Source organism: Faecalibacterium sp. Marseille-P9312, from assembly GCF_902497445.1.
Lineage (GTDB): Bacteria > Bacillota > Clostridia > Oscillospirales > Ruminococcaceae > Faecalibacterium > Faecalibacterium longum.
In genome coordinates, this window is the sequence record NZ_CABVEW010000001.1 from 111,521 (window position 1) to 132,048 (window position 20,528).

The window sequence follows — 20,528 nt, forward strand, 5'->3', positions numbered from 1 at the left end:
TCTCAACTTTTTACACGACCTGCACTGGATTTCACCGGTCCTATCCCTGATTATGAGTATACGAGTGGAATGTAAAATCGGAAACCGGCGAAATGTAAAACTCATGTAAAGTGAACTCTATCCCTGTCTCCTATTATATGGTTTTGGCCCCCGGATGCAAGCGCTGGCGCAAAACCAGAAAAGATTCCTGAAAGAATTGTTGTTTTTGCTGTCCGTCTCGATTATAATAAGGAAGGATAAGCTGTGCTGCCTTTTGGTATGGCGGAGCACAGAGGATGCAGGAGGAAAAACGAATGGGGAATTTCGCTGTTTCGCTCAAGCGGCTGGTCGAGAAGGTCAGCCTCGAGGTTATCTATACGCCCTGCGATTTGGACAAGATCAGCGTCGAGATCGCAGAGGTCAACCGTCCCGGCCTGTTTCTGGCCGGTTACTACGATTATTTCGATAAGCTGCGCTTACAGATCATGGGCCTTGCGGAGATGAACTTTCTGGCCGGTCTTACGCCGGAAAAGCGCCGTGAGCGCCTTGACCGGCTGTTCCGCCAGCGGCCTCCGGCCGTCATCCTCTGCCGCAACGAGGAGCTGGAACCCTTCCCGGAGATGCAGGAGCTTGCAAAGCAGCACGGGGTAGCCCTGCTGCGCTCCAACGAGACGACCTGCACCATGATGGGCAGCCTCATCAGTGTGCTGAACCTTGAACTGGCTCCCCGCATCACCCGCCACGGCGTGCTGGTGGAAGTTTACGGTGAAGGCATCCTCATTCTCGGCGACAGCGGCATCGGCAAGAGCGAGCTGGCCATCGAGCTGGTCAAGCGCGGCCACCGCCTCGTCGCCGACGATGCCGTGGAGCTGCGCAAGGTCTCCAGCCGTCAGATCATGGGGACTGCGCCGGAAAACATCCGCCACTTCATTGAGCTGCGGGGCATCGGCATCGTCAACGTGGCCCGCGTGTTCGGCGTGGGCGCGGTCAAGGTGAGTGAAAGCCTCGACCTCGTCGTCCAGCTGGAAGCATGGGACCCCACCAAAAACTATCAGCGCACCGGCTTGGAAAGCGAGTATTATGACATTCTGGGCGTCAACATCCCCAGCACCATCATCCCCGTTTCGCCCGGACGCAACCTCGCAGTCGTGCTGGAAACGGCGGCTATCAATAACCGCCAGAAGAAGATGGGCTATAACGCCGCCAAGGAGCTGCTCATCCGTCTGGGCCTGAACGACACGATGGACTGATTTTCTACCGATAGAGGGAGAACGAATGGAACGATTGAAACAGGCTTTGTCCGCTGCGGGCATTGCATACAAAGAAAACGAGCCGCTCAGCGCGCACTGCACTTTCCGCATCGGCGGCCCGGCAGATGTCTTTATCCTGCCGGAAAATGAGGCGCAGCTCTGCGCCGCCATCAAGCTGGCGAAGGAAGCAAATGTCAAATATTATCTGCTGGGCAACGGCAGCAACATCCTGTTTGAGGATGCGGGCTACCGGGGAGCTGTCATCAATGTATCGGCCATGAAGAGCGCGATCGGCATTCTTGAAACCATCTGTTTCCCGGGCAAAGACCCGTCCCTGACTTACGATGCTGTCGTTGTCGGTGCGGACAAGATGCTCTCGTCGCTCTGCATGACGGCGCTGGAAAACAGCCTCACCGGTCTTGAGTTTGCCTACGGCATCCCGGGTACGGTGGGCGGTGCTGTCTACATGAACGCCGGAGCTTATGGCGGCGAGATGAAGGACGTGCTGGTCTCCGTGCGGTATCTGACCGCAGAAGGGGAGAGCGTTGAGGTACCGGCAGAACAGCTCGACCTCAGCTACCGCCACAGCATTTTCGAAGAAAACGGCGGCTGCATCCTCTCGGCAAAGTTCTACCTTGCAAGAGGCAATGCCGCCGACATCCGCGCCAGGATGGACGACCTGATGGCCCGTCGCAAAGACAAACAGCCTCTCGACAAGCCCAGCGCCGGCAGCACCTTCAAGCGGCCGGTGGGCGCATTTGCGGCAGCCCTCATCGACCAGTGCGGTCTGCGGGGCTACCGCCATGGCGGCGCAGCCGTCAGTGACAAGCACTGCGGCTTTGTGGTCAATCTGGGTGGAGCGACCTGTGCAGATGTGTTGGCTCTGTGCGATGAGGTGCGTGTCATCGTGAAAGAAAAGACCGGCTATGACCTCGAAAAAGAAATTCGTGTGGTGGAAGCATAAAAGAAAGAGGCGTGCAAAATGAATCTTCTTATCGTCAGCGGCCTTTCCGGTGCAGGCAAATCTGTCGCCATGAATGCACTGGAAGACATCGGTTTTTTCTGCATTGATAACATCCCGGCGGCACTGCTGCCCAGCATCACGGCGTTTTCGAAAGCGGGTGACAACCAGCTCAAGCGGGTGGCTCTCTGTATGGACATCCGCGGCTGCCGCACGCCGGAAGAAATCGAAGAAGCTCTTTCTCAGCTGGACGCGCAGGGGATAGAATATGAGATCTTGTTCCTTGATGCCCCGGACGATGTGCTGATGCGCCGCTACAGTGAGACGCGCCGCCGCCATCCGATGAGCATTTCTGACGGCCTTTCCACCCGGGAAGCCTTCCGCAGGGAGCGCGGGATCTTGCAGCCCCTCAAAGACCGGGCAGATTATACCATCAATACCGGCCTGCTCTCCACCTCGCAGAACAAAGAGCGCATCTGCGACCTGTTCAACCAGAACGGCGGCGCGAAGAGCGCCATGCGTCTGACGGTCATGTCCTTCGGCTTCAAGTTCGGCATCCCGCCGGAGGCGGACCTTGTTTTGGATGTCCGCTGTCTGCCCAACCCTTTTTATGTCCCGGAACTGAAGCATAAAACGGGTCTTGATGAAGAGGTCGTCGATTTTGTCATGAGCCACCCGGAGGCGCAGGAGCTTTTGAAGCGCTATGAGTCATTTCTGGAATATGCTCTTCCGCTCTACGTCAAGGAAGGCAAAAGCCAGCTCACCATCGCAGTGGGCTGCACCGGCGGCAAGCATCGCTCCATCACATTTGCGCGGAAAATCGCGGAATACTGCGAAAAGCTTGGCTATAAGCCCGGCATCCAGCACCGCGATTCTGTCCGTTGAAAGGATAAACATATCATGAGTTTTGCATCCCAGGCAAGGGAGGAGATCGCCCGGCGCAGTCTGCAGAAGGACTGCTGCGTCCGCGCTGCTGCCTATGGAATTGCCTGCTTCGCCAAGTACTTCGACGCCAGCGGCCTGGTGCTGCAGACGGAACAGGAGCTGACGACGCAGGTGGCTTCCCAGCTGTTTGCGCGCTGCGGCGTACAGGGCGACATCATCGAGAAGCAGCGCCCCAGCGGGGTGGTCTATGAGTTCAGCATCCGCGCACCGGAGCAGGTGGCGCGGATGCACGAGCTTTTCGGCACCACCGGCACCGAGACGAGCCTGCAGATAGACCCCAGACTGATTCGCTGCCAGACGTGCGTCAGCGCGTACATCGGGGCAGCTTTTTTGTGCAGCGGCACGGTCACTGACCCGCAAAAGGAGTATAACATCGAGTTTCTCACCAGCCGCACGAACCTTGCGCGCGACTTCGAAGCCCTGCTGGCGGAGCACGAGTTTGCGCCCCACCGCACCCGCCGCAACGGCGTGAACCTTGTTTACGTCAAGAGCTGCGACAACGTGGAGCGCATCCTTTCCTTTATGGGAGCGGCGGAGGCATCGGCCCAGCTCAGCGCCCAGAAGGCTGTCAAGCAGATGCGCAACCAAATCAACCGCCACACAAACTGCGATACCGCAAACCTGGGCAAGACGGCCCGTGCCAACGCCCAGACGCTCAAAGCCATCCGCTTTCTGGAAGAGCAGGGGGCGCTGAAAACGCTGCCCGAGGCGCTGCAACAGGCAGCAGCCCGGCGGCTGGAATATCCTGATTTATCGCTGACGGCGCTCTGCGGATGCTTTGACCCGCCCATGAGCAAATCGGGCCTTTCTCACCGGATGAAAAAGCTGGAAGCGCTGGCCGACGCCCTGCGTCAGCGGCTCGAAGAACACACTGAAACAGAGGAGGCAGGAGCATGAGCGATGTGACCGAAGGGAACCGTCATGGGAGAGACTTCGTTCATCTCCACATCCATACCGAATACAGCCTGCTGGACGGTGCCTGCCGTATCGACCAGCTCATGGACCGCGTCAAGGAGTGTGGTCAGAGCGCCATCGCCATCACGGACCACGGCGTCATGTACGGCTGCGTCCAGTTCTATAAGGCCGCAAAAAAGGCAGGCATCAAGCCTATCATCGGCTGTGAGGTCTATGTGGCCACCCGCACCCGCTTCGATAAAGTCAACAAAATCGACGGCAACAACCATCTTATCCTGCTCTGCAAGAATGAGACTGGCTATAAGAACCTCATCAAGATGGTGTCCGCTGCCTTCGTGGAGGGCTTTTATTCCAAGCCTCGTGTAGACAAGCAGCTTCTTGAGCAGTATCATGAGGGGCTTATCTGCCTGTCTGCCTGCCTCGCAGGCGAGATCCCGCAAGCCATTCTGGCGGGAGACTATGAGCGGGCAAAGTCCACGGCCCTATGGTATCAGGAGCTGTTCGGCAAGGGCAATTACTACATCGAACTGCAGGACCACGGCCTCGAAGAGGATACGATCGTCCTGCCCCAGCTCATCAAACTGGCGCGGGAGACCGGCATCCCGATGGCGGCCACCAACGACTCCCACTATCTGCGGAAGGATGACGCCAAGATGCAGAGCATCCTGCTCTGCATCCAGACCGGCAAGACCATTCAGGATGCCGACCGGATGGAGTTCCAGACCGACGAATTCTACGTCAAAACGACGGATGAAATGTATGATTTGTTCGCAATGGTGCCGGAAGCCTGCGCCAACACCCGGAAAATTGCGGACCAGTGCAATTTCGACTTCGACTTTGGACACACCAAAATTCCATATTACAAAGCCCCGAACGGGATGGACAATCAGGAGTTCTTCGAGAAGCTCTGCTGGGACGGCCTCGAGCGCCGCTACGGCCCGGACGTCCCACAGTCCAATAAGGACCGCCTGACCTATGAGATCGGCGTGGTCAAGTCGATGGGCTATACCAACTACTACCTCATTGTCTGGGATTATATCAACTACGCCAAGAGCCAGGGCATTCCGGTAGGCCCGGGCCGTGGCTCGGGCGCGGGCAGCATCGCGGCTTACTGTGTAGGCATCACCGACATCGACCCCATCCGCTACAACCTCATCTTCGAGCGATTCCTGAACCCCGAGCGCGTCAGTATGCCCGATTTTGACGTCGATTTCTGCTATGAGCGCCGTCAGGAGGTCATCGACTACGTCAACCGGAAGTACGGCGCAGACCATGTGGCCCAGATCGTCACCTTCGGCACCATGGCTGCCCGCAACGCTATCCGCGATGTGGGCCGCGTGATGGGTATGCCATACCAGAGCGTGGATGTGGTGGCAAAGCAGGTGCCGATGGAGCTGAAAATGACGCTGAAACGCGCCTTGGAGGTCTCACCGGAGCTGAAGCGGATGTACGACAGCGACCCGCAGGTCACAGAACTTATCGACACTGCGCTGAAAGTTGAAGGTATGCCCCGCCACGCCTCCACCCATGCGGCCGGCGTCGTCATTACCCCGGAACCGACAGACTATTATCTGCCCCTGGCCACCAACGACGGCCTGCCTGTCACCCAGTTCAATATGACCGAGATCGAAGAGCTGGGTCTGCTGAAAATGGACTTCCTCGGCCTGCGCACCCTGACGGTCATCCGGGACGCGGAGACGGCCATCCAGAAAAAAGACCCGTCCTTCTCCATCCAGAAGCTGGATTATGACGATGCAGCGACTTATAAGATGCTGGGTCAGGGTGAAACGGAGGGCGTGTTCCAGCTCGAATCCTCGGGTATGAAACAGGTCCTCGTGGGTCTGCAGCCGCAGAACCTTGAAGATGTCATCGCTCTTATCAGTCTTTACCGCCCCGGCCCGATGGACTCCATCCCGACCTACCTGCGCAACCGCCACGAGCCGGATAAGATCAGCTATAAGACCCCTCAGCTGGCCCACATCCTCGACGTCACCAACGGCTGTATCGTCTACCAGGAACAGGTCATGCAGATATTCCGTGAGCTGGCCGGTTTCTCGTTCGGACAGGCAGATAACGTCCGCCGTGCCATGAGTAAAAAGAAGCACGCGGTGATGGAGGCAGAACGCGAGCATTTTGTCCACGGCTGCACCGAACCGGGCCACGAATGCCCGGGCTGTGTCGCCAATGGCATCTCTGAGGAAATCGCCAACGAGATCTACGATGAAATGTCGAGTTTTGCCTCCTACGCCTTCAATAAAAGCCATGCTGCCTGCTACGCTTATGTCGCATTCCAGACGGCTTATCTCAAGTGTCATTACCCCAGCGAGTTTATGGCCGCATTGCTCACCAGTGTGCTTGACAATACCGACAAAGTCATCGAGTATTCGGGCGAGTGCGCCCGCCTGGGCATCAAGGTGCTTCCGCCGGACGTCAATATCTCGAATGGCGGCTTCACGGCGGACAACGGCAAGATCCGTTTCGGCCTGAATGCGGTCAAGAATGTGGGCCGCAACCTCATTGAGCGAGTCGTGGAAGAGAGAAAAGAGAAGCCTTATTCGAGCCTCTATGATTTCTGTAAGCGGATGCACGGCACTGAGCTGAACCGCCGGGCCGTGGAATGCCTGATCAAGGCGGGTGCCTTCGACAGTATGGGCGTCAACCGCCACAGCCTTGTGGAAGCCGTGGACGGCATCATCAAGAGCGTGGAGAGCGACTCCCGCCGCAATCTTGAGGGACAGCTGGACCTGTTCTCAGTGATGAGCGGAGAATCTCAGACTGCCGACACCGACAGCTACGAGATAAAGCCCTTCCCGGAGTACAGCCACACCGAACTGCTCCAGCAGGAGAAAGAGGTCAGCGGCCTCTATCTGTCCGGCCACCCGCTGGATGCCTATCGGGAACAGTCGGCACGCTTTGCGTCCAACAGCATCAAGGAGCTCACCGGCGAGGATGCCCACAAGCTGGACGGCAATCATGTCCGTATCGTGTGTACCATCGTCAAAAACCGGATGATGACCACCAAGTCCAACACGATGATGGCCTTCACCAGCGTGGAGGACCTGACCGGTACGATGGAGGTCATCGTCTTTCCACGGGTACTGGATACTTTCCGCGATGCGCTCAAGGAGAATGCTGTCGTGGTCATCGAGGGACGCCTCTCCGTGCGTGAAGATGAGCCTTCCAAGCTGATGGCTGAGAGCATCTCGCCCATCGAGGGCTATGACCCCAAACGCCCGCAGGCCAACCGCCCCAACCTCATGCGGGATGCCGCCCAGCGGCTCTATGTCCGCCTGCCGTCCCGCAGCTGCCCCGAGTATGCAAAGGTCATCAATCTCCTTGAGATATTCGACGGCGATATGCCCGTCATTTTCTATCTCGAGGATGTCAAGCAGAAGCTCGCCGCGCCCCGGAGACTCTATGCTTCGGGCCATCCACTGCTGTTCCAGGAGCTGAAACGTCTGCTTGGTGAACGCAATGTCGCAACAAAATGACATTTCTGTGCATCAATCATTATGCCTTCGCTGTTTTCAAATGATTAACTTTGTGATATACTTGTCTAAGGCAAGCCATAGCAAATATGTTGCATCGAGTCGGGCCGCATCTGTGGAAGAAGGGGATGCGCGCACCCCGAGTGGTATGTGAAGAAACAAATTGGAGGGAATCTCTCTATGGAAAAGCAAATCAAGACGATCGGTGTTCTCACCAGCGGCGGCGACGCCCCTGGCATGAACGCAGCTGTCCGTGCCGTGGTCCGTACCGGCCTGCACAAGGGCTTCCGCATGATCGGCATCCAGCGCGGCTATAACGGTCTGCTGAACGGCGAGTGCTTCGAAATGAACCTGCGCAGTGTCTCGAACATCATCTCTGCCGGCGGCACCATCCTCTACACCGCACGCTGCCTTGAGTTCAAGACCAAAGAGGGCCAGGATAAAGGCGCAGCCAAGTGCCGTGAGCTTGGCATCGATGCGCTGGTGGTCATCGGCGGCGACGGTTCTTACCGCGGCGCCCGTGAGCTGGCACACCGCGGCATCCCGATGATCGGCCTGCCCGGCACCATCGACAACGATATTGCCTGCACCGACTACACCATCGGTTACGATACCGCTATGAACACTGCTCTGGAGATGATCGACAAGCTGCGCGACACCACCCAGAGCCATGACCGCTGCAGCGTCGTCGAGGTCATGGGCCGCAACGCTGGTTACATTGCCCTGAACGTCGCCATCGCCTCCGGCGCTATGGCCGTGCTGCTGCCCGAGAAGGAATTCGATATGCAGCGCGACATCCTCGATAAGATCGTCGAGACCCAGCGCACCGGCAAGCGCCACTTCATCGTCATCGTGGCCGAGGGCATCGGCCATTCCCAGGAGATCGCCAACGAGATCCAGGCCCGCACCGGCATCGACACCCGTGCCACCATTCTGGGCCATGTCCAGCGCGGCGGCTCTCCCACGCTGCGTGACCGTGTGAACGCCTCTGCTATGGGCTACCACGCCGTCTGCCTGCTCGAGCAGGGCAAGTATAACCGCATCGTCGGCATGAAGGGTGAGGAGCTGGTGGATTACCCGGTAGATGAGGCCCTCGAGATGACCAAGAGCATCGACCCGGTCCTCGTGGACGTATGCAATACGATCTCGATTTGAGTTTTTGAACATAGCGCAGAGCTGTATTTCTCAGTAAAAGGGGGAAAGCAGCTCTGCTTTTTTGTTTACGAAAAACACCGTTTTGTGGTATACTATCGCAAGAGAATCAAGACGCGGCGCTCTGTCCCGCGTCAGGCAGGAGAGTGGAACTGTGGAACTGGAACAAGCCAAGAAGCGCGTAGAGGAGCTGCGCGCTGTTATCGAGAAGAATAACCGCCTTTATTACGACCAGGACGCCCCCGAACTCGAGGACTTTGAATACGACGCCCTGACGCGGGAATTGAAGGAGCTGGAGGCGCAGTACCCGGAGCTGGTCACTCCGGCTTCGCCCACCCAGCATGTCGGCGGCACCCCCAGCGGACGCTTCGCAAAAGTGACACATGCCGTCAAGATGGAAAGCTTGCTGGATGCATTTTCCTACGATGAACTGCGTGATTTCGACCGCAGAGTGCGTGACGCGGGTATCGAGCCGGAATATGTCGTCGAAATCAAGATCGACGGTCTTTCTTGCAGCCTTGAGTACGAGAACGGTGAACTGGTTCGTGCTTCTACCCGCGGCGACGGTGTCGTGGGCGAGGACGTCACCGCCAATGTCCGGGCTATCAAAAAGATACCGAAGAAGCTGAAAAATGCCCCTGAGTTTCTCGAGGTGCGCGGCGAGGTTTATATGCCCCATGAGGCGTTCCAGCACCTCTGCGCCGAGCAGGAGCTGCAGGGCGCGGCACCCTTCAAGAATCCCCGCAACGCCGCCGCCGGTTCGCTGCGCCAGAAGGACGCCAAGATCACCGGGAGCCGCGGCCTTTCGATTTTTGTTTTCAACGTCCAGCAGGTGCGTGGCAAGGAGCTGACTACCCACGCGGAAAGCCTCGATTACCTCAAAAGTCTCGGCCTGCCGGTCTCGCCCCGCTACCACATCGTCCACGATATTGAGGACGCGATCAAGGAAATCGAGCAGATCGGGCAGAACCGCTCAAAGCTCGATTTCGACATGGATGGTGCGGTCATCAAGGTCAATCACTTCGCCCAGCGCGATCTGATGGGCTCTACCAACAAGTTCCCCCGCTGGGCCATCGCGTTCAAGTATCCACCCGAAGTCAAGGAGACGACCTTGCGCAGCATCGAGGTCGCTGTGGGCCGCACAGGCGTATTGACCCCGACCGCCTGCTTCGACCCGGTCTTCCTCGCCGGTACGACAGTGGCCCGCGCGACCCTCCACAACGAGGATTTCATCCGCCAGTTCGGCCTCTGCATCGGCGATACCATTCAGGTGCGGAAAGCCGGCGACATCATCCCGGAGGTCATCGGCGTCGTCCATCACCCGGAGAACGCAGAGCCTTACCAGATGCCGACAGTCTGTCCGTCCTGCGGCGCACCGGTCGTCCATCTCGAAGACGAAGCCGCCCTGCGCTGTGTCAACCCGGAATGTCCTGCCCAGTCTCTGCGCAACATCATCCATTTTGCCTCCCGCGATGCAATGGACATCGACGGCTTGGGAACTGCCGTAGCGACACAGCTGGTGGAAAAAGGCCTCGTCCACTCGGCGGCAGACCTTTATGATTTGACGCTCGAGCAGCTGCTGACGCTGGAAAAGTTCAAGGAGAAGAGCGCAACGAATCTTCTCCACGCCATCGAAAATTCCAAGCAGAACAACCTCGACAAGCTGCTGTTCGGCTTCGGCATCCGCAACATCGGCGACAAGGCCGCTGCATTGCTGGCTGAGCACTTCGGCACACTGGAAGCCATCCGGGAGGCAGATATTGAAAAAATCAGCGAGATCGACGGTTTCGGAGGCGTGATGGGCCAGAGCGTGGTAGAGTTCTTCGCCAAGGACGGTACCACAGACCTTATCCATCGTCTGGCCGACGCCGGGGTGAACATGACCTGGAAGGGCGAACCGAAGGGTGACAAGCTGGCGGGAATGACACTGGTCGTCACCGGCACCCTCGAGACGCTCTCCCGCAATGAGGCAGAGGCTCTCATCGTCAAAAACGGCGGCAAAGCCAGCGGCTCAGTCTCCAAAAAGACGGCCTACGTTGTGGCCGGCACAGCGGCAGGCTCCAAGCTGACCAAGGCACAGGCCCTCGGCGTACCTGTGCTGACGGAGGAAGAATTCCTTGCCATGCTGCGGGATGAACCGGAAGCTTAAATAGAATAGACTCAAAAGGCTCATGCAGTGGGTGTCCCCGCTGCGTGGGCCTTTTTTGCGTTCTAAAAACTCTGCCGCCGCATACAGTAGGAGCAAGAAGCCAAAATGACGAGACCGAAGGAGAAACAAGATGGACGAGTATTACCGCGCTGTTCGGGCTCTGCCTGCATGGCTGGCGCGGCCTTTGAGCGCCCTGCCGCCGGACATTGCAGAACAGGTACATGAGATACGCCTCCGGGTCGGCTGTGGAGTACAGTTGACCATCGGCGGAAAGCCCTGCTGCCCGGCGGAGCTGCCTGCTTTGCAGACGCTCCGGCTGACGCCTTTGCAGATGGAAGAGATATTCGTCACCCTTTGCGGCGGGTCGGTACACAGCCACGAGACAGAAATTGCGGCGGGCTATGTCACGCTCAGCTGCGGGTGCCGCGCCGGGCTGGCCGGACAGTTTTACTGCGCACCGGGGCAGAGCGCCGTCTTGCAGGAGCTGCGCTCGGTAAATATCCGCGTGGCCCGGAACCGGGAATTTCCTCTGCCACAGAAACTCCGGGATATTCTGCAGCAGCGATTTATCGGGATGCTCCTGATGGGGGAACCCGACAGCGGCAAAACGACCCTTCTGCGAGGTGTCGCCCGGGAACTTGCAAAACAGAACAGGGCCGTGGCTGTCATCGACGAGCGGAGAGAGATATTCCCTTCGGAGGAAAGCGCGGCGCTTCCGCTCGACATCCTCAGCGGCATACCCAAGGGACAGGCGGTGCAGATGGCTCTGCGTACCCTCTCGCCGCAGGTCATCTTGTTGGACGAGCTGGGCGGGATGGACGAGCTTTATGCGCTGGAGCAGGGGCTTTTCAGCGGGGTGGAATTTATCGCCACACTTCATGCCGCCAGCTGGGAAGAGGCTGCCCGCCGTCCGCAGGTGCAGTATCTGCAAAAGTGCGGTGCGCTCCATGTGGCAGTGCTTCTGAAAGGCCGCACTGCGCCGGGGCAGCTGAAAGAGGTGCGTGTTTCGTGAAAACGCTTCGAGTCGTCTGTGCGCTGTTCTGGCTGGGCTGCGGCTGGTGCGCAGGGGATGCGGCCTGCCAGAATACGCGGCAGCATCTGGCGGCGCTGGAAAAGACGCTCTTGCTCTTGCAGCGTGTCCGGCAGGAGATCAGCTATCGTCACACGGACCTTACCCTGCTTTCCCGCAGACTGAAACAGGAGGGGCTTGTCACGGGCGAAAGCTTCCGGGGCCTTTGTCCGCCGCCCGGTCTGACGCGCCCGGAACGCGATTGTTTCATCGAGTGCTTCTCGGACCTTGGCCGCACGGAGGCAGAACAGGAGTGCCAGCGGCTGGCATTTTATCAGGAGCGGTTCACGCTGTTTTTACAGCAGGCACAGGAACACGCCCGCCCGCAGCTGGAATTGAGCCACAAGCTGGGATTTGCTGCCGGACTGGCGGCGGCCATCCTCTGCCTCTGATGAAAGATAGGGGGAATGTGTATGGACATCGACCTGATTTTCAAAATCGCGGCCATCGGCATCATCGTGGCGGTGCTCAACCAGCTGCTCATCCGCTCAGGCCGGGAAGACCAGGCCATGATGACCACGTTGGCGGGGCTGGTGGTGGTGCTGTCCATCCTGGTCAAGCAGATCAGTGTTCTTTTTGTCACCATCAAGTCCCTCTTTGCGCTATGAGCGCCCTCACGATGCTGGGACTTGCGGTGATGGGGGCTGTGCTATACACCCTGTTCCAGAAAAGCGCCCCGGCTTTCGGGCTGTTCGTCTCAATGGGAACCGCCGTCCTCGTGCTGTGGAAAATCAGCGCAGCGGCGCAGACCGTGCTTTCCGGGCTGACAAAACTGGAACAGCGGGCAGGCGGCGACGCCTTTTCCTGTCTGCTGCGGTGTACAGGCATCATCCTGCTGGCCGATTACGCCCACTCGCTCTGCGAAGAGGCGGGGGCTGAATCGCTGGCGTGGTGTACGGCACTGGCCGGACGGGTGATGGTGCTTGCGGCAGCGTGGCCCCTGCTGGAAGAGATCGGCCAGAAGATAGGGAGCATCGCAGGATGAAAAGAGACAAGCTTTTCCGTTTGAGTCTGGCAATACTGTTCTTGTGGACGAGCCTTGCACTCGCGGCCCCGGCGGCGCTGGCTGCTTCGAGCAGGGCTCTGCCGGGCAGTTCTCTCTGGGAGCCCTATTTGCAGCAGAGCCGCATCGATCTCGAAAAAGCGGCATCCTCACCGTGGGAAACACTGAAAAGCTTTCTGCCTCAGTCCTTCGGCGCACTGGTGCGCCAGACGGCAAGTCGTTATACGTCAGTGCTCCTGTTCCTGACGCTGACGGCGGTGCTGGGGCTCCTCGCCGGGGAATGCACCGATGGGGCCTTGCTGGATCTGGTGGCGGCAGGCGGCTGCGGCGTCCTGCTCTGGGGGAGCCTGCTGGAAGAAGCCCAGAAGCTTTGTGAGCAGGTGGAGAGCTGGCGCAGCTTTCTGTTGGGGTTCCTTCCCGTCTATGCTGGTGTCCTCACGATGGGAGGGGAAGGAGCAGCAGGCAGTGCGGCCAGTGGAGCGCTGCTGACGGCACTCTGCTTTCTGGCTCAGCTGGCAGCGGCCTTCGTTCAGCCGCTGCTCCACTGCTATCTGATGCTCAGCATGGCCTGCTGCGTCAGCTCTGAACCAGCCCTCGGCGTTTTCTGCAAGGGCGTCGGCAGTGCGCTCCGTCAGGCGCTGGGCTGGGCCGGAAAAATTCTGGTGGCTCTGCTGGGCCTGCAGAGGGCTGCGGCATTCCAGCTGGACCGCTTTTCGCTCCGTACCGGCCAGCTTTTGGCAGGGAGCGTCCCCATCATCGGGCAGACTCTCAGCAGTGCATCGGAATCCATCCTCGCGGGGATACAGCTCCTCAAGAGCGGGCTGGGGCTGGCAGCTCTGTCGGTGCTGGGCGCGGAGTTCGTGCCGCTCTATCTGGGACTGATGATACAGCTGGCTCTTCTGATGGGATGCAGCCTGCTCTGCAGTCTCACTGGCATCTCCCGCTGCCGCGCATTATTCGACTGTTTTGCCGAGGCAGTGCGCTGTATGGCAGCGGTGGTGGCGCTTTTCTTCGGGCTGGCGGCGGCAGGGGTGGCCCTGCTGTTCATCGTAGGAGGTGGTTCATGATGCAGGCACTGGAACGGGCAGCAGCAGTCTTCTGTACGGCCTGTATCTGCGCCGAGCTGCTCTCCCGCTTTGTCGGGCAGGGCTGGGGGCAGAAGTGCATAAAAGCGGTGGCGGGGCTATATATTCTAGTAGTCTTTGCGGATGCTCTGCCCGGCGCGAAGGCGCAGTTTACTGCATTGGAACTGCCGCAGGTGTCGGCGGTCTCGGTAGGCAGTCTGGAGGATGCTGTTCTGGCACAGACGGCAGAAGAACTCTCCCGTACGCTCGAAGAACGCTGTCTCAGCGAGGTGGGTGTTTCGCTCAGGCTGAATATCGTTCTGAGCCAGACCGCTGAGGGCGTGGAAGCGGCTGAGGTGCAGATCGTCCCTCGGGACGCCGTCACTGCCTCGCAGAAACGGGCAATAGAAACGCTGCTGGAAGGACAGCTTCAACTGGGACCGGAATGCATCAAATGGAACAGCCCCAGCGGGGAGGATGTGCCATGAACAACAAGCTTTTTTCGCGGCTGAAGGACCTCGCGCAGAAGGAAAACCGCGCCCGGCTGGCGGTCTTGCTGGGCGCGGCGGCCATGCTGCTCATCCTGCTGTCGGAGCTGTTCACCCCTTCAGGGAAGACCGCCGCAGCAAGCGCCGCCCCGGCGGATGACAACGTCTACCGCCAGCAGCTCGAGCAGCAGCTTTCCGACCTCATCACGCAGGTAGAGGGCGCGGGAAAGACCACCGTGATGGTAACACTGGAAAGCGGAGAGGAGACCATCTATGCTCTGGACACGCTCTCGGGACAGACCCAGGAACAACAGACCCATGTGCTGCTGGATGACGGGACCGCGCTGGCACAAACGGTCTGCACCCCCAGAGTGTGCGGGGTGGCCGTGGTGTGCGAGGGCGGGGGAGATGTCCGGGTCGCCGCCCGCATCACCGAGCTGGTGGGGGCGCTGCTGGATGTCCCCTCCAACCGCATCTGCGTAGAGCAGCGCCGGGAATGATTTTTTGCAGCGATGAAATATAAGTTATGCAAGGAGGAGACACAAATGAGAGCTATCACTAAAAACACACGCAGGGTCACAGCGCTGACCCTTGCGGCCGCGCTGGTCGTGGCGGTATACCTTAACTGGCAGTATGCCCGCACCGGCATCGGCGTGGATGAAGAGGCGGTCAACGTCTCGGCGGTGGCTGTGGAGGGTGAGCCTGTGGCGGCACCCGTTACCGACGGGCTGATGACGGAGGCTGAAGCAGTATCCAGTGCCAACAAGAATTATGGGGAGGCCCAGCTCGTCAGCGTGGCCAACGACGCAGGAGCGAAATTCTTTGAGGAAGCCCGTCTCAAGCGCCAGAAAGCTCACGATGAAGCGATGGACACGATCCAGAAGACCCTCAAGACCTCGGGCCTTTCCGCCGAGGAGAAAAAAGGTTATACCCAGCAGCTGACTTCCAACCTCGAAGACCTCAACGCAGAAAATGAGATAGAAACGCTGGTCAAGGCGAAAGGCTTTGCCGACTGCCTCTGCTTTTTGCAGTCCGGCCGGGCTGACCTGACCGTGATGACCTCCGGCGACGCGCTGACGGCGGCACAGGTGGCCCAGATACGGGACATCGTGCTCAGCAAGAGCGAGGTGACTGCGCAGAATATTACTGTGGTGGAAGTGAAGTAAGGTGTTGTATAAAACCGGAGAAAATGGTATAATGACATCAAAGGTTTTGCAAAGGGATCCTCTCTTTGCATGGAACGCATAAAATAAAATGGGCATACGCTCATTTTGGATGGAGGGCCATAGAATGGATTTACAGAACATGGATCTTAAAGGCGGCAGTCTGCAGATCTCCACAGAGGTCATCGGCAAGATCGCCCGCTGTGCAGCGCTGGAGATCGAGGGTGTGGCAGAAGTGTCCTGCGGCAAGCAGAACCGGAAGGTGAAAGACCTTCTCGAGCGCGCCAACGTCCAGTCGCCCGTTACCGTAGAGATGCGGGACGGCACGGCAGAGATCACTCTGGAAATTGTAGCAGCCTTTGGCGCACGCATCCCGGCTGTGGCCGAAAAGGTGCAGGAAAACGTCAAGTCTGCCGTCCAGAACATGACCAATGTCACGGTCAGCCGCGTTGACCTCGTCATTGCCGGTCTGGCCCCGGCGGCTGAGCCGCAGGCCTGAGCCGAAAAACAAAACGTAAAAGAAAATTGCGGCCGGCCTTCCCGCAAAAGGGAGGGCCTTGCCGCTGTGAGAGGAACATTATGGAAAATATTCTGCCCCGTCGTGAAGCACGCGAAAATGCATTTCTGCTGGCATTTTCTCAGACCTTTGGTGACATTCCCCTGCAGGAGGCTCTGGACAACCACCACGAGTGCGATGAAGAGCATCCGGTGGATGTTTTTGGCCAGCGGCTGCTGCGGGCTTATTATGAGCATTCCGCAGAGGTGGATGACCTCATCAGCGCCCATCTGCGCAACTGGACGATGGAGCGTCTGCCCCGCGTGAGCCTGACGGTGCTCCGTCTGGGTCTGGCCGAGATGCTGTACGGCGACGAGAAAAAGCCTGGCGTCGTCATCAATGAGGCAGTCGAGCTGACCAAAAAGTATGGCGCAGACGAGGATTATCAGTTCGTCAACGGCCTGCTGGGTACGGTGGCACGCGAGCAGGGTCTGGACGCAGAGCCTGAGCAGCTGTGAGCAGCTATACGCTGGGCATCGACACCAGCAATTATGCAACCTCTCTGGCCGTCTTTAATACAGCCGGAGAGGTTGTTTGCGCAAAAAAGCGTTTCCTTCCGGTGAAGGAGGGCCAGCTGGGCCTGCGCCAGAGCGACGCCCTTTTTCATCACACAGTCGCCCTGCCCGAGATGCTGGCAGAACTGGGCAGCGAGTTTGACTTGACCCAAATCAGCGCCATAGGTGTGTCGGAAAAGCCGCGCCCGGTAGAGGGCAGTTATATGCCCTGTTTTCTGGCGGGTGTCAGCGCTGCCGAGGCGTTCGCGCTGGCCCGGGGCATCCCGCTCATCCGCACGACCCATCAGCAGGGCCATGCGGCGGCGGCACTGTTTGCGGCCAAGGGTGAAGAGCTCTTCCGCGAGAAAACACTGCTGTTCCACATTTCCGGCGGCACGACTGACCTGCTTCTTTGCGATGAAGTGAAGCATATCGAGACGCTGGGGACCAGCTCCGACCTCTACGCCGGACAGGCTGTGGACCGTGTGGGTGTCAAGCTGGGCTTTGGATTCCCGGCTGGCGTCGAAGTCTCCCGTCTTGCCGCGGAATGTGATGAGACGATAAAACCGAGATCCAGCGTTCGCGGTATGGAATGCAGCCTTTCCGGGCTGGAAAACCAGTGCAATGCTTTATTGACAGCTGGCAAAAGCCCTGCCTATGTCTGCAAGTACTGCCTGCTCTGCGTGGCAGATACCGTGGTCAAGATGACCAAAGCGGCTCAGAAGGAATATCCCGGGCTTGCTGTGGTCTGTGCAGGCGGCGTCATGAGCAGTGACATTATCCGCAGCTGGGTGCAGCAGCGCCTCCCGCAGGTGTATTTCGTACCCGGCCAGTATTCCAGTGACAACGCCATCGGCGTGTCTATCCTCGCCGCACGGGAGGCCGGGCTATGGCTGAAGTGATCACTGTCTCGGCCCTGAACCAGTATGTCAAGACGCTGCTGGATGCAAATGACATCCTGTTCGATTTGGCGCTGCGGGGCGAGATCGCAAACTTCGTACAGAACGCCCGCAGCGGCCACTGTTATTTCTCTCTCCGGGACGCCAGCGCCAGTGTCAAAGCGGTGATGTTCCGCTCAGATGCGCGGCGGCTGGGCTTCCGCCCGGAAGAGGGCATGAAGGTAGTCGTGCGATGCCGTGCTACTCTTTATGAGCGGGACGGCGCGTTCCAGATCTATGTCAACGAAATGTTCCCGGACGGTATCGGTGCGGCGCAGCTTGCTTTTGAGCAGCTGAAAGCCAGGCTCGAGCAGGAGGGGCTTTTTGCGGCAGAGCACAAAAAGCCGCTGCCCGCGTATCCCAAATGCATCGGCGTCGTCACCAGCAAGACCGGCGCGGCATTGCAGGACATTCGCAATGTTATTGGTCGGCGCTGGCCTGCGGCAAAACTTCTGCTCTGCCCGGTCAATGTGCAGGGCTTTGAAGCGGCGCAGCAGATTGCAGATGCCATTGGAAAGCTGGACAAAAGCGGCCGGGCAGACGAAATCATCGTAGCCCGGGGCGGCGGCAGCAGGGAAGACCTCTGGGTCTTCAACGCCGAGGTCATCGCCCGGGCGGCCTACCGCTGCAAAGTGCCGCTCATCAGCGCCATCGGGCATGAGATAGACTTTACCATTTTGGACTTTGTGGCGGACCGTCGCGCGCCGACCCCGTCGGCTGCGGCAGAACTAGCCGTGCCGGACCGTGCAGAGCTTCTGCGGGTGCTGTCCCAGCTGGAGCAGAGCTGCCAGAATGCGATGCAGAACCATCTGGATGCAGCGTCTGGTCGTCTGATGATGGCTGAGCAGCAGCTTTCCTATGATATGACCCGTCGGAAATTGACCGGTGGGCAGGCAGAGCTTGCCGTGAAGCAAGAAAAACTTAAGGCCGCAGCACAGAGTTGCATTCAGCAGCGGCAGGCGCAGCTGCGCCACGCCGCTGCGCTGGCCGACTCGCTCAGCCCCTACCGGGTACTGGGGCGCGGCTATGCGATGGTATACGACAGCAAAGGCAGGCTGTGCAGTACAGACGCTCTTGCAGCCGGTGATAAGCTCACCCTGCGCGGTGCAGCGCACACAGCAGAATGTACGGTCATGTCCGTGGAGGAACTGAATGAGAGCACCCAAAAGCTTTGAAGACGGCATGGCCCGTCTGGAAACTATCCTGAGCCAGATGCAGAGCGAAGAGACGACCCTTTCCGAGTCGGTCAAGCTCTACGCAGAAGCGGCTTCGCTGATGGAATACTGCCATGCTGCGCTGGAAAAAGCGTCTCTCCAAATGGAGGAGATCGACGCCGCCCGCAGCGAAAAGGCAGCCCCCGAAACAGAAGAATAAAAGCAACCAGCTTGCAGGGAGGAACCATTATGGAGAGCGCAGAGTATAAAAAACAGTATGACGAATATCTGGCCCGTGCAGAAAAGGCATTGAGTCAGGCGTGCGAGCGCTATCTTCCTGAGGGATCTGACGTCTGCCGCGCAGCACGCTACAGCCTGCTGGGCGGCGGCAAGCGTATTCGCGCTGTGCTGGTGCTGGCCGTGTGTGATATGCTCCACGGCAATGCCGAGGCAGCTGAGCAGTTTGCAGCCGCAGTCGAGATGCTGCACTGCTATTCGCTCATCCACGATGATCTGCCCTGCATGGATAACGACGATATGCGCCGCGGCAAGCCCTCCTGCCACAAGGCATTCGGCGAATCCACCGCGATGCTGGCCGGTGATGTCCTGCTGACCGAGGCTTTCGAGGCAGTCGCCGGTGCGCCTGCTCCCGCTTCTGTCTGTGTCCACGCGGCACAGGCGCTGGGCGCAGGTGCAGGCAGCCGAGGCATGGTGTACGGTCAGGAACTCGATTTGAAATACGAGGCGCTTGCCGCTGCCGAGGAACAGCTCCGTCTCATCCACCGCCACAAGACCGGCGCACTCATCAATGCAGCCATCCAGATGGGCGGTGCTGCAGCACAGGCCGATGAGGTCCAGCGTAAGACGCTGGAAGCATATGCTTATGGCATCGGTCTCGTGTTCCAGATCGTGGACGATGTGCTGGACGTGACCGGGACCGCCGAGCAGCTGGGCAAACCCATTGGCAGCGACAGCGAAAACGGCAAAACGACTTTTGTCACCCTGTTCGGCGTTGACGGTGCCATGCAGCTGGCGGAAAAGCTGAATGACGAGACCTGCACAGCGCTACGCGACGCATTCGGCGAAAAGAGTTCGTTTTTGGAGCAGCTGGCCCGCACACTGCTGAACCGCCGCAGCTGAGCCAGCCGCATTCTGCGCCGAGATCGTCTCAGAGATCGCACAGGACTACTTATCGCAAATGCGCTGCTTTTTGAGACACTGGCTGTGGGATTGCGATAAAATTCAAGAAGGTGAACAAACTATGCAATTTATCAAAGAATTGTTCTCGGTCAACGAGATATTGACCGTTTCCATCATGGGCTGGTTCGTTGCACAGGTACTCAAGACCATCATCAACTTTATCCTGCTGGGCAAGTTCCAGCTCGAGCGGATGTGGGGCGACGGCGGTATGCCCAGTGCCCACAGCGCGACCGTCTGCGCGATGGTCATTGCCGCAGCCCGCAGCGAAGGAGTCAGCTCGGCTATTTTTGCCGTAGCCAGTGTGGTCGCCATCATCACCATGCACGACGCAATGGGCGTGCGCCACGAGACGGGCGAGCAGGCCAAGGTGCTCAACCAGATGATCGAAGAGTGGATCGACATCAGCGAAAAGAACTCTCCGTTTTTGCAGAATATGCATCTGAAGGAGATGGTCGGACATACGCCCCTGCAGGTCATGGCCGGCATGGTCGTCGGCATCGTGGTCGGCTGCCTATATCCCATGCACCTTGTCTAATCAAAAAATATCCGGAATTTGAAAT

General features: G+C 58.8%; 22 protein-coding genes. All 22 read left to right on the forward strand.

What is annotated here, in order from left to right; all coding sequences use genetic code 11:
• Positions 1-293 precede the first annotated feature (293 nt).
• The 22 genes from hprK (at position 294) to F3G95_RS00675 (ending at position 20,503) form a co-directional block, all read left to right on the forward strand.
• Positions 294-1,229 (forward strand): HPr(Ser) kinase/phosphatase, encoded by a 936-nt coding sequence (hprK, locus tag F3G95_RS00570; RefSeq protein ID WP_149793345.1) that lies wholly within the window; start codon positions 294-296, stop codon positions 1,227-1,229.
• A 25-nt stretch (positions 1,230-1,254) separates the two neighbouring features.
• Positions 1,255-2,193: a UDP-N-acetylmuramate dehydrogenase gene (murB, locus tag F3G95_RS00575; protein WP_149793346.1), complete on the forward strand. Its 939-nt coding sequence runs from the start codon at positions 1,255-1,257 to the stop codon at positions 2,191-2,193.
• A gap of 18 nt (positions 2,194-2,211) precedes the next feature.
• Positions 2,212-3,075, forward strand: coding sequence for an RNase adapter RapZ (gene rapZ, locus F3G95_RS00580; protein WP_149793347.1), 864 nt, complete (start codon positions 2,212-2,214; stop codon positions 3,073-3,075).
• A 15-nt stretch (positions 3,076-3,090) separates the two neighbouring features.
• Complete coding sequence (gene whiA / locus F3G95_RS00585) at positions 3,091-4,032, forward strand: DNA-binding protein WhiA (protein WP_149793348.1); 942 nt, start codon at positions 3,091-3,093, stop codon at positions 4,030-4,032.
• Positions 4,029-7,541: a DNA polymerase III subunit alpha gene (locus tag F3G95_RS00590; RefSeq protein WP_188117491.1), complete on the forward strand. Its 3,513-nt coding sequence runs from the start codon at positions 4,029-4,031 to the stop codon at positions 7,539-7,541. The genes whiA and F3G95_RS00590 overlap by 4 nt, the downstream gene beginning before the upstream one ends.
• 177 nt (positions 7,542-7,718) lie before the next feature.
• Positions 7,719-8,693: a 6-phosphofructokinase gene (gene pfkA, locus F3G95_RS00595; RefSeq protein ID WP_015564104.1), complete on the forward strand. Its 975-nt coding sequence runs from the start codon at positions 7,719-7,721 to the stop codon at positions 8,691-8,693.
• A 151-nt stretch (positions 8,694-8,844) separates the two neighbouring features.
• Positions 8,845-10,839 carry an NAD-dependent DNA ligase LigA gene (gene ligA, locus F3G95_RS00600; protein ID WP_149793349.1) on the forward strand — a complete coding sequence of 665 codons (1,995 nt, stop codon included), beginning with the start codon at positions 8,845-8,847 and terminating at the stop codon, positions 10,837-10,839.
• Between the two features lie 130 nt (positions 10,840-10,969).
• Positions 10,970-11,851 (forward strand): ATPase, T2SS/T4P/T4SS family, encoded by an 882-nt coding sequence (locus F3G95_RS00605; protein ID WP_149793350.1) that lies wholly within the window; start codon positions 10,970-10,972, stop codon positions 11,849-11,851.
• Positions 11,848-12,300, forward strand: a complete 453-nt coding sequence (locus tag F3G95_RS00610) for a hypothetical protein (RefSeq protein WP_149793351.1) — start codon at positions 11,848-11,850, stop codon at positions 12,298-12,300. Before F3G95_RS00605 ends, F3G95_RS00610 begins: the two co-directional genes overlap by 4 nt.
• Before the next feature lie 21 nt (positions 12,301-12,321).
• The gene (gene spoIIIAC / locus F3G95_RS00615; protein ID WP_015564106.1) at positions 12,322-12,516 is read left to right on the forward strand and encodes a stage III sporulation protein AC; all 195 of its coding nucleotides are present in this window, start codon (positions 12,322-12,324) and stop codon (positions 12,514-12,516) included.
• Between the two features lie 11 nt (positions 12,517-12,527).
• Positions 12,528-12,893, forward strand: a complete 366-nt coding sequence (locus tag F3G95_RS00620) for a SpoIIIAC/SpoIIIAD family protein (RefSeq protein WP_149793502.1) — start codon at positions 12,528-12,530, stop codon at positions 12,891-12,893.
• Positions 12,890-13,978, forward strand: a complete 1,089-nt coding sequence (locus F3G95_RS00625; RefSeq protein ID WP_149793352.1) for a stage III sporulation protein AE — start codon at positions 12,890-12,892, stop codon at positions 13,976-13,978. The genes F3G95_RS00620 and F3G95_RS00625 overlap by 4 nt, the downstream gene beginning before the upstream one ends.
• Positions 13,975-14,463 carry a hypothetical protein gene (locus F3G95_RS00630; protein ID WP_149793353.1) on the forward strand — a complete coding sequence of 163 codons (489 nt, stop codon included), beginning with the start codon at positions 13,975-13,977 and terminating at the stop codon, positions 14,461-14,463. The genes F3G95_RS00625 and F3G95_RS00630 overlap by 4 nt, the downstream gene beginning before the upstream one ends.
• Entirely contained in the window at positions 14,460-14,963 is a 504-nt protein-coding gene (locus F3G95_RS00635) for a stage III sporulation protein AG (protein WP_149793354.1), read from the forward strand. Before F3G95_RS00630 ends, F3G95_RS00635 begins: the two co-directional genes overlap by 4 nt.
• 45 nt (positions 14,964-15,008) lie before the next feature.
• On the forward strand, positions 15,009-15,629 hold the full coding sequence (locus F3G95_RS00640) for a SpoIIIAH-like family protein (protein ID WP_015564111.1): 621 nt from the start codon (positions 15,009-15,011) through the stop codon (positions 15,627-15,629).
• Between the two features lie 109 nt (positions 15,630-15,738).
• Entirely contained in the window at positions 15,739-16,125 is a 387-nt protein-coding gene (locus F3G95_RS00645) for an Asp23/Gls24 family envelope stress response protein (protein ID WP_149793355.1), read from the forward strand.
• An 80-nt stretch (positions 16,126-16,205) separates the two neighbouring features.
• Positions 16,206-16,640 (forward strand): transcription antitermination factor NusB, encoded by a 435-nt coding sequence (gene nusB, locus F3G95_RS00650; protein WP_015564113.1) that lies wholly within the window; start codon positions 16,206-16,208, stop codon positions 16,638-16,640.
• Positions 16,637-17,578: a glycoprotease gene (locus F3G95_RS00655; RefSeq protein ID WP_149793356.1), complete on the forward strand. Its 942-nt coding sequence runs from the start codon at positions 16,637-16,639 to the stop codon at positions 17,576-17,578. Before nusB ends, F3G95_RS00655 begins: the two co-directional genes overlap by 4 nt.
• A complete protein-coding gene (xseA, locus tag F3G95_RS00660; RefSeq protein ID WP_149793357.1) occupies positions 17,566-18,789 on the forward strand; it encodes an exodeoxyribonuclease VII large subunit in 1,224 nt (407 codons plus the stop codon). The genes F3G95_RS00655 and xseA overlap by 13 nt, the downstream gene beginning before the upstream one ends.
• Positions 18,767-18,988 carry an exodeoxyribonuclease VII small subunit gene (gene xseB, locus F3G95_RS00665; protein ID WP_243130229.1) on the forward strand — a complete coding sequence of 74 codons (222 nt, stop codon included), beginning with the start codon at positions 18,767-18,769 and terminating at the stop codon, positions 18,986-18,988. The genes xseA and xseB overlap by 23 nt, the downstream gene beginning before the upstream one ends.
• A gap of 29 nt (positions 18,989-19,017) precedes the next feature.
• On the forward strand, positions 19,018-19,908 hold the full coding sequence (locus tag F3G95_RS00670) for a polyprenyl synthetase family protein (protein WP_149793358.1): 891 nt from the start codon (positions 19,018-19,020) through the stop codon (positions 19,906-19,908).
• Between the two features lie 121 nt (positions 19,909-20,029).
• Entirely contained in the window at positions 20,030-20,503 is a 474-nt protein-coding gene (locus tag F3G95_RS00675; RefSeq protein WP_149793359.1) for a divergent PAP2 family protein, read from the forward strand.
• The last annotated feature ends 25 nt before the right edge of the window (positions 20,504-20,528 follow it).